Source organism: Pseudarthrobacter sp. NIBRBAC000502770, assembly GCF_006517815.1.
Taxonomy (GTDB): domain Bacteria; phylum Actinomycetota; class Actinomycetes; order Actinomycetales; family Micrococcaceae; genus Arthrobacter; species Arthrobacter niigatensis.
Genome location: NZ_CP041198.1, coordinates 3819808 through 3833703, shown reverse-complemented (window position 1 = coordinate 3833703; position 13896 = coordinate 3819808). Strand labels below are relative to the sequence as shown.

The window sequence follows — 13896 nt, the reverse complement described above, 5'->3', positions numbered from 1 at the left end:
CCATGACCACCGCCAAACCCCTGCGGGTCGGCATGGTGGGCTACGCCTTCATGGGTGCCGCCCACTCCCACGCCTGGCGCACCGCGCCCCGGTTCTTCGACCTGCCGCTGCGGCCACAGCTCACCGCGGTGGCGGGCAGGAATGCCGACGGCGTCCGAGCGGCCGCTGACAAGCTGGGCTGGGAGTCGGTGGAGAGCGACTGGCGGCGCCTGATCGAGCGCGACGACATCGACCTCATCGATATCTGCACGCCCGGCAACACCCATGCCGAGATTGCCATCGCGGCCCTCGAAGCCGGTAAGCACGTGCTGTGCGAAAAGCCGCTGGCCAACTCCGTGGAGGAAGCCGAGCGGATGACACTGGCAGCGGAGACCGCCGCCAAGAACGGTGTCCTCTCGATGTGCGGCTTCAGCTACCGCCGCACGCCGGCCCTGGCGCTGGCCCGGCGGTTCGTGGACCAGGGACGGCTGGGCGAGATCCGCCATGTCAGGGCCCAGTACCTGCAGGACTGGCTCACCGACGCCAACGCCCCCATGACGTGGCGGCTGGACAAGGAGCAGTCCGGCTCCGGCTCCCTGGGTGACATCGGAGCGCACAGCATCGACGCCGCCCAGTGGGTTACGGGCCTGAACATCAGCGGGGTTTCGGCACTGCTGGAGACCTTCGTGCAGGAACGCCCGCTGGCCGGCGACCTGGTGGGCCTCGGCGGCCACGGCGACCTCAGCAGCGACGCCCCGCGCGGGAAGGTCACCGTAGATGATGCGGCCATCTTCAGCGCAAGGTTCGACGGCGGCACCTCGGCAGGTGCCGTGGGCGTCTTTGAAGCCACGCGCTACGCGCTGGGCCGGAAGAACGCCATGCGGCTGGAGGTCAACGGCACCAAGGGTTCCCTCGCCTTCGATTTCGAAGACATGAACGCCCTCTCCTTCTACGACGCGGCCGATTCCCCCGACGCGGGGTTCCGGAAGATCTTCGTCACCGAGCCCGAGCACCCCTACGTCGGAAACTGGTGGCCCACCGGCCACGGCCTGGGGTATGAACACGGCTTCACCCACCAGGTGGTGGACCTCGTCACGGCCATCGGCGAAGCCCGCCAACCGGAACCGTCCTTCGCGGACGCCCTGCAGGTGCAGCGGGTCCTGGCCGCCGTGGAGTCCAGTGCCGCAAATTCCAGCCAGTGGCAAAAGGTCTGAGCAGCGGTTCGGCAGGGCAACGACCAGCTTCAAGCGATCCAAGGAATAGACATGACACGACCAATCACGCTGTTTACCGGCCAGTGGGCCGACCTACCCTTCGAGGAAGTGGCGCGGCTCGCGGGCGAGTGGGGCTTCGACGGGCTGGAGATCGCCTGCTGGGGCGACCACCTGGACCCGCGCCGCGCGGCCGAGGACGACAACTACCTCCAGGGCCGGCTGGATATCCTCGAAAAGAACAACCTGAAGGTGTTCGCCATCGCCAACCACCTAACCGGACAGGCAGTGTGTGACGACCCCATCGACGAGCGCCACCAGGGCATCCTGTCAGCGGACATCTGGGGCGACGGCGAGCCCGAAGGCGTACGCCGCCGGGCAGCGGATGCCATGAAGGACACCGCCAGGGCTGCTGCCCGCCTGGGGGTGAAGACCGTCACCGGGTTCACGGGCTCCTCCATCTGGAAGGCGGTGGCCATGTTCCCGCCCGCCTCCCAGGCCATGATCGACGCCGGATACCAGGACTTCGCGGACCGCTGGAACCCCATCCTCGATGTGTTCGACGATGAGGGTGTCCGGTTCGCACTGGAGGTCCATCCGTCCGAAATCGCCTACGACTACTGGACAGCCAAGCGCACCCTTGAAGCCGTGGGGCACCGGGAGAATTTCGGCCTGAACTTCGATCCCTCGCACTTCATCTGGCAGGACCTGGACCCGGTGATGTTCCTGCAGGACTTCGCGGACAAGATCTTCCACGTCCACGTCAAGGAATCCGTGCGCCAACTGGACGGACGCAACGGCCGTCTCGGCTCCCACCTGGCCTGGGCGGACCCCCGCCGCGGCTGGGACTTCGTCACCGCAGGGCACGGGGATGTCCAGTGGAACAGGATCTTCCGGACCCTGAACGCCATCGGCTACGAAGGTCCCACCAGCATCGAATGGGAGGATGCCGGCATGGACCGGCTCATCGGCGCTCCCCAGGCACTTGCCATGGTCCAGGGACTGGGCCGGATTGCCCCGCCCGCAGCGGCCTTCGACGCCGCGTTCGCCAGCCACTGACCCCAAGCCTTGCCGGCACGAGCCGGCAGCCAGACAAAGGAAACCTCAATGACAGATCGCAAGAATGCGCTGGTCGTCCGCGGCGGCTGGGACGGCCACCAGCCGTACGAGGCCACGGAGCTCTTCATTCCCTACCTCAAGGACAACGGCTACGACGTCCGGGTGGAGGAATCCCCCAAGGTCTACGCCGACGCCGAATACATGGCAGGCGTGGACCTGATCATGCAGTGCATGACCATGAGCACGATCGAAAAAGACGAGTTCGCCGGGCTGCGGGCGGCCGTGGAGAACGGCACCGGCCTGGCCGGCTGGCACGGCGGGATCGCCGATTCCTACCGGAACACCTCGGACTACCTGCACCTGATCGGCGGCCAGTTCGCCTGCCACCCCGGCAAGCACCCGGACGAGTGCAGCGGCGAGCAGTCGGACAACTACGTGCCCTATACCGTCAACATGCTGCCGGCCGCAGCAGACCACCCCATCACCAAGGGCATCAAGGACTTTGACCTGGTCACCGAACAGTACTGGGTCCTCTCGGACGACTACGTGGACATCCTGGCCACCACCACGCAAAAAGTCCGCGCGTGGGACCCCTGGAACCGCGAAGTGACGTCTCCCGCCATCTGGACCCGCCAATGGGGCAAGGGCCGGATCTTCGTGTCCACCCCAGGGCACCGCGTGGAAATCCTCCAGGACCAGAACGTACGCACCATCATCGAAAGGGGCCTGCTGTGGGCAAGCCGTTGAACGTCGGAATCATTGGCTGCGGAGCCATCATCGCGCAGTACCTCGCCAACTTCCGCCGGCTGGACCAGGTCCGGCTGGTGGCCGTCGCGGACCTGGACCCGGCACGTGCGCAGGCAGTTGCGGATGATTACGACGGCGTCCGCGCCCTGTCCGTGGAGGACCTGCTCTCCGCAGCCGACGTCGACCTGGTCCTGAACCTCACCATCCCGGCCGCACACGCCGACGTGGCACTGAGGGCGATCGCTGCCGGCAAAAGCGTCTATGGTGAAAAGCCCCTCGCTGCTACCACCGAAGAAGCCCGCCGGGTGCTGGATGCTGCACGGGAGGCGGGCGTCGTCGTCGGCTGTGCACCTGACACCGTGCTGGGCACGGGGATCCAGACCGCCCGCAAGGCGATCGACGACGGACTGATCGGCGCACCCATCTCGGCGTCTGCCACCATGGCCACCCCGGGCCACGAACGCTGGCATCCCAACCCGGACTTCTACTACCAGCCCGGCGGCGGCCCCCTCCTCGATATGGGCCCCTACTACGTCACCGCTCTCGTGACACTGCTGGGTCCCGTGACGTCGGTACTGGGCGCCGCCAGCCACACCCGGGACGAGCGGACCATCGGCTCGGGGGCGCGGCAGGGCGAAAAAGTCCCCGTGACCATCGACTCCCACGTCACCGGCGTCCTGGTCCACGCCTCCGGGGCACTGTCTACGCTCTTCATGAGCTTCGACGCCGTAAAATCCAAGTCGCCAAACATCGAGATCCACGGTGAGCGCGGCTCCCTGGTGGTACCGGACCCCAACCACTTCGACGGGGACGTCGAACTGTTCCCGCTCGGTGCCACGGACTGGGAAACCCTTCCGGTGTCCGCCGGGTATGTTGATTCCGGCCGCGGGTTCGGCATCGCGGACCTGGCCGCCACCCCGCAGGGCAAGGAGCCCCGGGCCGGCGGCGCCCTTGCCTACCACGCCCTGGAGGTCATGGAATCCCTGCTGGAGTCCGCCCACAAGGGCACTTCGGTGGCGATCCACAGCACCGTCGACCGCCCTGACCGCGTGGAGCTGACGGTCCTGGCGGAGCGGGCGGACGCACTCCAGCCCAAGTAGCAGATTGGCGGAACCGTGCCGCCGGCGCAGCCCGGCTAGTACAGCTCGTCGCTGCGGGCGGCGCGGTTCCGGCCCAGGGACTTGGCCCTGTATAAGGCGGCATCCGCGGAGGCCACGAGGTCGTCAACGTCGGAGGTCCCGGCGCCGTACGTGGAAATCCCGTAACTGGCGGTGGGCATCTCCATTCCGTTCAGGGTTTGGGCGACGGCCAGCCGCCTGCTGATCTCCTCCGCGATGGTTTCCGCGCGTTCGGCGCTAGCCCCCGGGACCAGGATGACAAACTCTTCCCCGCCGTACCTGCCGATCAGGTCGGTGGACCGGACCGTGGCAACGCAGGCGCCGGCGAAGGCCTGCAGCGCCAGGTCGCCGGCGGCATGGCCGTGGGTATCGTTGACCGCCTTGAAATGGTCCAGGTCGGCAAGGATCAGGGCCCCGGAGCCGCCCGTGATGCTCCGGTCGGCCAACTGCTCCGCCGCAAGGTCCATGAAGGCCTTCCGGTTCAACAGCCCGGTGAGGTCGTCCCGGGAAGCCACCACCCGCAGGGCGCGGGTCTGCTGCTCGCTGCTCAACGCCGCCATGCTGAAGGACACCACCACCAAGAGCACCATGGTGACCATGGTGGTGACTGCCGATCCAAAGACGGTGACGAAAACGGGACCGTCGGGGCCTTCAACCAGGAAAGCCAGCCAGCGGAAGAAGTAGAAAACGGACAGCCCGCCGGCGGCCACGGCCATGGGGATGCGTACCCGTGAGTAGCCCGGTTCCAGCCGCCACAGCTCGCGCGATGCCATGCCGATGGTCAGGCTCATCGCGGCGAGGAACACCGGGCCGCCGGACCAGGTATTGGTGGCGGGATGGTCCAGCAGGGAGGCAACCAGGGTGGCCAGGGGGATACCGGTAAAGGCCCATTTGGGCGGGCGCACCGTCCGCAGCGACCGCGCGCCGGCCCACACAGCAACACCGCCGTGGACCAGCAGGGTGTTGCCCACCGGGTTGGCCCACACCTGGTGGGGGGTGCCGTCCAGGAGGAAGCAACCCGATCCGGACAGGAAGAACAGCAGGGCTGCGCACCACCAGGCGCTGTACGGCGAGCGCGTCACCCGGTAGGCGGAAAAATAGAACAGGACCACCAGCACCAGGGCCATCAGGCCGAAAGCGATGCGCAGGGTTGCCGTATCCAGAACCATGTGCCAGAAGTCCCCCCAAACGCGGCGAATGCTGCTCACGACAGTATTGCATTCCACCCTGACATCGCAGAAGGTCCTGCCCACCACGGGGGCCGGCCTAGCGGGCGGAGGGTGTCCGCCCCCTTGTGGTCCAGGCTCTGGTGCCCGACGCCGGCGGCTACTAAAGTGGGTCCCGGCCCCATCCTGCCGTTCCCGGCAGGGTGACGGGACCCGCACGAGGGAGAGGAGGTGGCGTTGATGACTGCAATTGCCGCGCGCCGTGAGCGCCCCGCATCAACACCATCAACCATCCTTTCCCGTTGCACGCGCCTTTCCTGAGAAACCTGCCGGATACCCCGCGCCTGCACCGGGAACCTTTCCGAGGAAACCAACGTGCATATTCCTTCAGGCAACGCCCTGGACAACCCTGGCATCAACACCCCTTCAACAGCCGAGGGCCCCTTCGCCTACGGCTACACGCCCGCCGTCGCCCGCCATTTCGCCGCGCACCCCAACCCCGAGGCCACCGGCACCGGCCGGGTGGTGCGCGTGGACCGAACGCTGCTGCTGGTGGCCGTCGCTGACGGTCTGCTCCACCTGCCATACCCGCTGACCGGCGACCAGCCCGTTACCGGCGACTGGGTCTGGATCGGCCCCAACCGCGCCGGCGGACGGCAGATCCTGGCTGTCCTGCCCCGCCGGTCCGAGCTCAGCCGCAAACGTGCCTTCGAGGACTCGTCGGCCGAGCAGGTCCTTGCCGCCAACATGGACACGGTTGGCGTGGTGGTGCCCGTGGACCGGCCGCTCACCCACAACCGGCTGGAACGGACCCTGGTGGCGGTATGGGACTCGGGTGCCACTCCCCTGGTGATCATCACCAAGGCCGACCTTGCGCAGGTGGCGGACGACGTCGTCGGGAAGGTCATCCTGCAGGCGGCCGGCGTGGACGTGGTGACCACCTCAGCCGGGAACGGCAGCGGGATCGACGAACTGATGTCCCGCATCCCCGCCCGTGGCACCATCGTGCTCCTGGGTCCGTCCGGCGCGGGCAAATCCACCTTGATCAATGCCCTGGTGGGCCGCGAGGTCCAGCAGACCGGGGAGGTGCGGTCCGGCGACTTCAAGGGCAAGCACACCACCACCGCCCGCGAACTGGTGCCGCTGTCCAACGGTACGGTGCTGATGGACACCCCAGGGGTCCGCGGTTTCGGGCTGTTCGACGCCGGCGAAGGCCTGGGCAGCATGTTCGGCGATGTGGAGGAGCTGGCTGCCGGCTGCCGGTTTGCGGACTGCTCGCACGGAACTGAGCCAGGGTGCGCGGTCCGGGACGCAATTGACAGGGGCGTCCTGGAGGAGCGGCGCTGGAATTCGTACCTGAAGATGCAGCGTGAACTCGCAGCCCTGGCCCGCCGCTCCGACGTTGCTGCCCAGCGCGCATACCACCGGGAGTGGCAGCAGAAGGTGGTGTCTGCGGGAAAGTCTCAGCGCTCCGCTGAGCGCGAGGCCTTCGAACGCGGCAGCCGGAACGCCGGGAAAGGCCGGAACCGGAAGCGGTAGCGGCCCCTTGTTCCTGCGCAGGGGGTGGGGGGTAGGGTGCGGTCATGGACATCATCCTGGTACCCGGCTTCTGGTTGGACGCTTCATCATGGGCGGAGGTAACACCTGCTCTGGAGGCAGCGGGCCACCGGCCCCACCCCCTGACCCTGCCCGGACTGGAATCCGTGGACTCCAGCCGGGCCGGAATAGGGCTGCAGGACCACATTGATGCCGTGGTCCAGGCCGTCGACGCCATGGGCGGCAGGGTGGTCCTGGTGGGGCATTCGGGAGGTGGCGCAATCATCCACGGGGCCGTCGACGCACGGCCGGACAAGGTGCAGCGCGCCATCTATGTGGACAGCGGCCCACTGGGCGAAGGGGGTGTGATCAATGACGAACTGCCCGCCGAGGGTGACGACATTCCCCTTCCGCCCTGGGAAAGCTTCGACGACGCCGACCTGGTGGACCTGGACGACGGGCTTCGCCAGGCCTTCCGTGCCCGTGCCATTCCGGAGCCCCGGGGCGTGGCGTACGGCAAGCAGCAACTGCATGATGAAGGCCGCTACGACGTACCCGCCACCGTGATCGCGTGCGAGTTTCCGTCCGCCATGATCCGTGAATGGGTCGCGGCCGGGCACCCGTTCGTCTCCGAGCTGGCCAAGGTCCATGACGTGGAGTACATCGACCTGCCCACAGGGCACTGGCCCCAATTCACCAAGCCGGAGCAACTGGCGCAGGCCATCCTGGCGGCCGTTGACCGCACCAACACCTCCCGGGTCTGAATTACCCTTGCGCAGGGCCGGCATGGTCCCCATAATAAATGAATGGCATTCATTTATTCGACCGCAACCGAGGGCAGTGCTGCCCCCGGCCATGTCCATACCGGGCCCGCGGGCCGCATGCCCGCAGAGTGGGAGCCCCACCAGCGGACGTGGATGGCTTTCCCGCCGCCCAACGACACCTTCGGCCCTGTGGGAAGCTCCACTTTGGACCGGGCGCGGGCCGCGTGGAGCAAGGTGGCCCGGGTCATCGCCCGCTATGAGCCCGTCACTGTCATCGCCGATCCACGGGATGCCACTCCCGCGCGGGAATGGCTCGGCCAGGGCATCGACGTCCTGGAGATTCCGCTGGACGACGCCTGGCTGCGTGACAGCGGCCCCACCTTCGTTCACTCGGCGGACGGCTCGCTGGCCGCCGTCGACTGGATCTTCAACGGCTGGGGCGCGCAGCACTGGGCCGCCTGGTCCAAGGACCAAAACGTTGCCCGAAGCGTGGCAGCCGGCATCGATGTGCCGGTGCGGCCGAGCTCCCTGGTGAACGAGGGCGGCGGATTCCACGTGGACGGCGAAGGCACCGTGCTGTTGACCGAGACGGTCCAGCTCGATCCCGGCCGCAACCCTGGCGCCACCAAGGAATCGGTCGAGGCGGAAGTCCACGCGGCCCTGGGCACCACCAAGGCCATCTGGCTTCCGCGCGGCCTCACCCGGGACTACGACGAATTCGGCACCCGCGGCCACGTGGACATTGTCGCCGCCTTTGGCGGGCCCGGCACCATCCTGTTGCACCGGCAGGACGATCCTGCCCATCCCGACCACGCGGTCTATCTTCAGCTGAAAGCCGTCCTCGGAGGCCAGCTGGATGCCCAGGGGCGGCCCCTGCGGATTATCGACGTTCCGGCCCCCACCACGCTCAAGGACGGCGAAGGGTGGGTGGACTGGTCCTACATCAACCACTACGTGGCCAACGACGTGGTGGTGCTCTGCGCCTTCGATGACCCCAACGACGCCATCGCCGCCGGCATCCTGGAACGTACCTACCCCGGACGAACCGTGGAACTGGTGGACGCCCGGGACATCTTCGCCTTTGGCGGTGGCATCCACTGCATCACCCAGCAGCAGCCGGCCCCGAAGGAGGAGGCCGCGTGAACCTGGTTGAGGAGCAGAAGCCCGTGCCCGCAGTCCGCTCATTCAACGTCGTCGAGGCCGGCATCAGCCGGCTGCGTTCCGCGCTCGAGTCGGGCCAGGTCACCAGCGAGGAGCTGGTGGAGCTGTACCTGGAGCGAATCCTAAAATATGACTCATCAGGCATATGCCTAAATGCCATGGTGGTCATGAACCCGGAGGCCGTCGCTGAAGCGCAGGCGTCCGACCGGCGCCGGGCCGCCGGCTTCACGCTGGGCCCTCTGGACGGCATCCCCTACACGGCGAAGGACAGCTACCAGGTCCGCGGCCTCACCGTGGCCGCCGGCTCCCCGGCGTTCAAGGACCTGGTGGCGCAGCGCGACGCCTTCACCATTGGACGGCTCCGGGCCGGCGGCGCAATCCTGATCGGTCTTACCAACATGCCTCCCATGGCCAACGGCGGGATGCAGCGCGGGGTCTACGGCCGGGCGGAAAGCCCCTACAACGCGGACTACCTCACGGCCGCATTCGCGTCGGGTTCATCCAACGGCTCCGGGACCGCCACCGCCGCCAGCTTCGCGGCGTTCGGCCTCGCGGAAGAGACCTGGTCCTCCGGCCGCGCCCCGGCGTCGAACAACGCCCTCTGCGCCTACACACCGTCCCGCGGCGTGATCTCCGTCCGCGGGAACTGGCCGCTCGTTCCCACCATGGACGTAGTAGTTCCGCACACCCGCACCGTGGCGGACATGCTGGAGGTCCTGGACGTGGTGGTAGCCGACGACACCAACCCCCGCGGCGACTTCTGGCGCGTCCAGCCGTGGATCCCGGTACCCAAGGCATCAAGTGTCCGCCCGCCGTCGTATGTTTCCCTGGGCGTCCCTGACGCAGCCGCCGCGGCAGGCGTACTGGCAGGGAAGCGTTTGGGCGTGCCCCGGATGTACATCAACGCGGACCCGCAGGCCGGCACCGCCGACGCCCCGGGCATTGGTGGTCCCACAGGGCAGCGGATCGAAACCCGAGCGTCCATCATTGCGCTGTGGGAGGCGGCCCGCCGCGACCTGGAAGCGGCTGGTGCCGAGGTCATCGAGGTGGACTTCCCCGTGGTGTCCAACTACGAAGGGGACCGGCCGGGCGCACCCACCATCGCCACCCGAGGCCTGGTGTCCCCGGCATATTTGCGCCGGGAAATCGTTGACCTGTCAGCCTGGGCATGGAATGACTTCCTTGAGGCCAACGGTGATCCGCAGCTGAACCGCCTCGCAGACGTGGACGGCTCCGCGATCTTCCCCGCCCCGGACGGTGCATTGCCGGACCGCTACGACGGCTTCGACGACGACATCGCTGACTATCCCGCATGGATCCGGGAGCACGGCGTTCCGGACCTCGCCCACATTCCGCACCTGCCCACGGGCCTGGCCGGACTCGAAGAGACGCGCCGGGTGGACCTGGAGGCATGGATGGACCGGCTGGGCCTGGACGCGGTGGTGTTTCCCGCCGCTGCGGATGTGGCCCCGGCGGACGCTGACACGAACCCCGCTTCGGCGGACACGGCCTGGCGCAACGGCGTCTGGGTATCCAACGGCAACCTTGTCCCCCGGCACCTCGGCATTCCCACGGTCACCGTCCCGATGGGCCTGGCTACTGACATCGCCATGCCGGTGGGCCTGACCATCGCCGGCAAAGCCTACAGCGACACGGACCTGCTCCGGCTGGCCGCGGCCTTCGAAGCCACCGGGAACCGGCGCATGCCACCTCCCCGCACCACGCCTGCAGGAGAAAGTGACTGAACGAAGCCAGCCCTGGTGGGTAGTCTGGACGCATGGCACGGCCTCTTGCCAACCCAGCCGCCCTTCGGCCTGACTGCTCACACTGCTTTGCCCTGTGCTGCACGGCCTTCGGTTTTGCCCGCTCCGCAGACTTTGCCGTCGACAAGCCGCCGGCCACGCCGTGCTCCAACCTCGCCACAGACTTTTCCTGCACCATCCATGACAGGCTCCGGGCACGCGGTTTTGCCGGCTGCACGGTCTTCGACTGCTTCGGCGCAGGGCAGGCCGTCAGCAGGCGGCTGTTCAACGGAACCTCGTGGCGGGAAGACCCGGAAACGGCAACGGACATGTTCACGGCCTTCCGGATCCTGCGCCAACTCCACGAAATGCTGTGGCACCTGGCCCAGGCGGCGACGGTGGCCTACAGCGCGGATACCGCAATCGAGGTGCGCCAGGTGGAGTCGAGCGTCCGGAAGGTCGCCGAAGGCGGGCTTGGCGAGGTCCTGGCAGCCGATGTCGCGACCCTCCACCGGCAAGTGGGCGAAACTCTGCGCTGGGTCAGTGAGGAGGTCCGCGCCGGGTATATCGACGATGCCCCACAGCCTGCCCGCCTGGCACCAGGCTCGGACCTTGCCGGAGCACGCCTGGGCGGGTTGGCGCTGTGCGGCGCAGATCTTCGCGGCGCCTGCCTGATCGCCGCCGACCTCCGCGGAGCAGACCTGACCGCAGTGGACCTGCTGGGCGCGGACCTGCGGGATGCAAGGCTCGACGACGCAGACCTCAGTCATGCCCTATTCCTCACCCAGGCGCAGGTTGCCGCCGCCCGCGGCAGCGCGTCCACCCGGCTCCCCGCAGGACTGGAACAGCCTGCCCACTGGGTCCCCTAACCCGCACCGGGGCCTCCCGCCCACCCAGCGGATGCGCCTTGACAGCCGTGATTGTGAGCGCTGACAGTGGGAGGAAACCGACGCCAAGCGAAAGCCACTCGATGAAGAACTGGGCAGGAAACCTCGAATACTCCTCGGCTGATGTCAGGCGGCCGGAGTCCGTTGCGGAGCTGGCGGCCATCGTGGCCGCTTCGCCACGGGTCAAGGCCCTGGGGTCACGGCACTCGTTCAACCGCGTGGGTGACACTGACGGGGTCCACGTGCTGCTTGATGCGCTGCCGCAGCGGGTGGACCTGGACCCCAGCCGTGGCACGGTGCGCGTCAGTGGTGGCGTCAGTTACGGGGCACTGTGCCGGACCCTTGAGGAGTCCGGCGTGGCAATCCACAACCTGGCCTCGCTGCCGCACATCTCGGTGGCAGGTGCTGTGCAGACCGGCACCCACGGCTCGGGCGTGAACAACCAGTCCCTCGCCGGGGCCGTGGAATCGATCGACCTGGTGCGGGCGTCCGGCGAGCAGGTAACGCTGACCCGGGAGGACGGGGACGAGTTCCTGGCCAGCGTGGTGGGAGTCGGAGCCGTTGGCATCGTCACCGGCCTGGAACTGGCAGTGCAGCCCAGCTTCAGGATGCGCCAGCGGGTCCTCGAAGACCTGCCGTGGGACAACGCCCTGGCCGATTTCAGCACTATTGTGTCGGCCGCCTACAGCGTGAGCCTGTTTACGGACTACGGGGGCTCCGCGGTCAACCAGGTATGGCTCAAGGCGCTGGACGGGGAGCTGCCGCTTCCCAGCCTGTTCGGGGCCACCGCCGCCCTGCAGCCGCGGCACCCCCTACCGGAAATGTCGGCGGAAAACTGCACGGCGCAGCTGGACGAACCCGGCCTGTGGCTGGACCGGCTGCCGCACTTCCGGCACGAGTTCACGCCGAGCAACGGAGACGAACTCCAGAGTGAGTTCATCCTTCCCATCGAACACGCCCCAGCCGCCCTCCAGGCCGTCCGCGCGCTGGCAGAAGGCCTCACGCCCCTGCTGTTCGTCTCGGAGATCCGCACCGGCGCCGCGGACGAGTTCTGGCTCAGCCCGTTCCACCGCCAGCAGAGCGTCGCGCTCCATTTCACCTGGAAGCCGCTGCAACCTGAGGTGGAGGCCTTCCTTCCAGTCCTTGAGGAGGCCCTGCGCCCCTTTGGCGCGAGGCCGCACTGGGGCAAGCTGTTCACGCCGGACGGCCATGACTGGGAGGCCCTGTACCCCCGCTTCGCAGATTTCCGTGCGTTTGCCGCCGGGCATGATCCCGAAGGCAAATTCCGGAACAGGCTGCTGGACAGCATCCTGGGTGTCCCGGCCCGGCGGTAGGGAACGCCGGTACGCTGGGGGCATGACTTTCCGCCCCGCCGTCGTACCAGCCACCGCCCTGGCCGCCACCCTCCTGCTGACGGGATGCGGCGCAGTGGGGGACGCAGCGGGTACCGCTGCCAGCGATGCCGCTTCAAAAGCTGCCTCGGCCGCCGCGCAGGAGGTCAACAGGCAAATCTGCGCCGTCGTCAAGGACGGCCTGGTCAGCCCCGAGGACCGCAAGGCGCTGGCCGGCTTGGTCTCGGCCGCCAAATCAGCAGGGGTGCCCGCAGAGATTACGACGCCGCTGGGCCAGGTTGCGGAGTCCGGAGACCAGGTGCCCGCAGACTCCCTCCGGGCACTGCAGGACGCCTGCCGGGCATGAGCGCGCAAGCCGGGTCAGCTCTGGTAACCCGGGTCAGTTTTGGCGCGGCTGTTCCCAGCCCCGCATGCCGGCTGCCCGGCCGGCTTGGGGGCGGTGCCCCGTACGGTGTTCCGGCGGTGCGAACGGGACCACGTCGGTGTCCCGGCCGGGCGGGACGGCGCGGACAAACTTGGTGAGTTCCTTCCGGAGTACGTTCCAGCCAATGTCCGGATCATCGGGATAGGCGTTAACCTCCGCTTGCCGCGCCGCTTCGACGGCTGCCACACCGGCATCCGTCAGCTCCACCTTCAGCTGGCGGCGGTCCGAGGTCCGGCGGGTCCTGGTGATGAGTCCTGTATTTTCCAGGCGCGTGAGGACCCTGCCCAGCGTCTGGCTCTGGACCCTGATGGCGTCGGCAAGCTGTTCCTGGTTCAGTGGGCCCCCGGTGAGGCCTTCCAGTGCGATCACGGCCGCACGGGTGAGGCCAAGGGGGCCAGTGCATCGTCCTGGCGCCGCTGGATCAGCCGCGCCGCCAAAGTAATCAGGCGGTAGCTGCTCCGGGCGTCCGGATCGAGATTGCTGGTCATCGGCCGCGGCCTTCCTATTGGTGGCGAATTGCTGGTCACCCTGCGTCGCTACACCCCTACAATAAGCATGCTTAGCAACGTATTCGCAAGTAGGCTTACTATCCGCCCATCTCCGGGCCCTTGGAAAGGCCTGGTGAATAGAAAGCCGGACGGCCCGCCCCTTGCAATCGAAATGGGAAGTGTGCTTAGTATCTGGTTAGTAACCTTGCTTACTAAGTCGCCAGCATTGCTGGTTCCTGATCGCCAGCTAACCCTTTCCGAA

General features: G+C 67.6%; 14 protein-coding genes. 11 read left to right on the top strand and 3 right to left on the bottom strand.

All coding sequences use genetic code 11. The features are described 5' to 3' along the window. The first annotated feature begins 2 nt into the window (after window positions 1–2). Genes NIBR502770_RS18215 through NIBR502770_RS18200 form a run of 4 tightly spaced genes read left to right on the top strand, consistent with a single transcriptional unit; the run spans window position 3 to window position 4096 of the window. A complete protein-coding gene (locus NIBR502770_RS18215) occupies window positions 3–1193 on the top strand; it encodes a Gfo/Idh/MocA family protein (RefSeq protein ID WP_141182880.1) in 1191 nt (396 codons plus the stop codon). A gap of 51 nt (window positions 1194–1244) precedes the next feature. After that, the gene (locus NIBR502770_RS18210; protein ID WP_141182879.1) at window positions 1245–2249 is read left to right on the top strand and encodes a sugar phosphate isomerase/epimerase; all 1005 of its coding nucleotides are present in this window, start codon (window positions 1245–1247) and stop codon (window positions 2247–2249) included. A gap of 48 nt (window positions 2250–2297) precedes the next feature. Continuing rightward, window positions 2298–2996, top strand: coding sequence for a ThuA domain-containing protein (locus NIBR502770_RS18205; RefSeq protein ID WP_141182878.1), 699 nt, complete (start codon window positions 2298–2300; stop codon window positions 2994–2996). Next, on the top strand, window positions 2981–4096 hold the full coding sequence (locus tag NIBR502770_RS18200; RefSeq protein ID WP_210418885.1) for a Gfo/Idh/MocA family protein: 1116 nt from the start codon (window positions 2981–2983) through the stop codon (window positions 4094–4096). The genes NIBR502770_RS18205 and NIBR502770_RS18200 overlap by 16 nt, the downstream gene beginning before the upstream one ends. Before the next feature lie 35 nt (window positions 4097–4131). Here NIBR502770_RS18200 and NIBR502770_RS18195 read toward each other — a convergent pair whose 3' ends face one another. Then, the gene (locus NIBR502770_RS18195; RefSeq protein ID WP_141183495.1) at window positions 4132–5283 is read right to left on the bottom strand and encodes a diguanylate cyclase; all 1152 of its coding nucleotides are present in this window, start codon (window positions 5281–5283) and stop codon (window positions 4132–4134) included. A gap of 372 nt (window positions 5284–5655) precedes the next feature. Here NIBR502770_RS18195 and rsgA point away from each other — a divergent pair, with 372 nt between their 5' ends. The 7 genes from rsgA to NIBR502770_RS18160 all read left to right on the top strand — a co-directional run bounded on the left by rsgA (window position 5656) and on the right by NIBR502770_RS18160 (window position 13068). Next, window positions 5656–6819: a ribosome small subunit-dependent GTPase A gene (rsgA, locus tag NIBR502770_RS18190; RefSeq protein ID WP_141182876.1), complete on the top strand. Its 1164-nt coding sequence runs from the start codon at window positions 5656–5658 to the stop codon at window positions 6817–6819. A 44-nt stretch (window positions 6820–6863) separates the two neighbouring features. Next, window positions 6864–7580, top strand: coding sequence for an alpha/beta fold hydrolase (locus tag NIBR502770_RS18185; RefSeq protein ID WP_141158763.1), 717 nt, complete (start codon window positions 6864–6866; stop codon window positions 7578–7580). A gap of 42 nt (window positions 7581–7622) precedes the next feature. Next, on the top strand, window positions 7623–8723 hold the full coding sequence (locus tag NIBR502770_RS18180) for an agmatine/peptidylarginine deiminase (protein ID WP_141182875.1): 1101 nt from the start codon (window positions 7623–7625) through the stop codon (window positions 8721–8723). Continuing rightward, window positions 8720–10486 carry an amidase gene (locus tag NIBR502770_RS18175; protein ID WP_141182874.1) on the top strand — a complete coding sequence of 589 codons (1767 nt, stop codon included), beginning with the start codon at window positions 8720–8722 and terminating at the stop codon, window positions 10484–10486. The genes NIBR502770_RS18180 and NIBR502770_RS18175 overlap by 4 nt, the downstream gene beginning before the upstream one ends. Window positions 10487–10518: 32 nt before the next feature. Beyond that, on the top strand, window positions 10519–11352 hold the full coding sequence (locus tag NIBR502770_RS18170) for a pentapeptide repeat-containing protein (protein WP_141182873.1): 834 nt from the start codon (window positions 10519–10521) through the stop codon (window positions 11350–11352). A gap of 101 nt (window positions 11353–11453) precedes the next feature. Next, window positions 11454–12704: a D-arabinono-1,4-lactone oxidase gene (locus NIBR502770_RS18165; protein WP_141182872.1), complete on the top strand. Its 1251-nt coding sequence runs from the start codon at window positions 11454–11456 to the stop codon at window positions 12702–12704. Between the two features lie 22 nt (window positions 12705–12726). Continuing rightward, window positions 12727–13068: a hypothetical protein gene (locus tag NIBR502770_RS18160; RefSeq protein ID WP_141182871.1), complete on the top strand. Its 342-nt coding sequence runs from the start codon at window positions 12727–12729 to the stop codon at window positions 13066–13068. A 33-nt stretch (window positions 13069–13101) separates the two neighbouring features. Here the strand turns inward: NIBR502770_RS18160 and NIBR502770_RS18155 are convergent, their stop codons facing one another. Beyond that, window positions 13102–13515 (bottom strand): MarR family transcriptional regulator, encoded by a 414-nt coding sequence (locus tag NIBR502770_RS18155; protein WP_246857314.1) that lies wholly within the window; start codon window positions 13513–13515, stop codon window positions 13102–13104. Beyond that, entirely contained in the window at window positions 13512–13634 is a 123-nt protein-coding gene (locus NIBR502770_RS21695; RefSeq protein ID WP_256371921.1) for a hypothetical protein, read from the bottom strand. The genes NIBR502770_RS18155 and NIBR502770_RS21695 overlap by 4 nt, the downstream gene beginning before the upstream one ends. Window positions 13635–13896 lie beyond the last annotated feature (262 nt).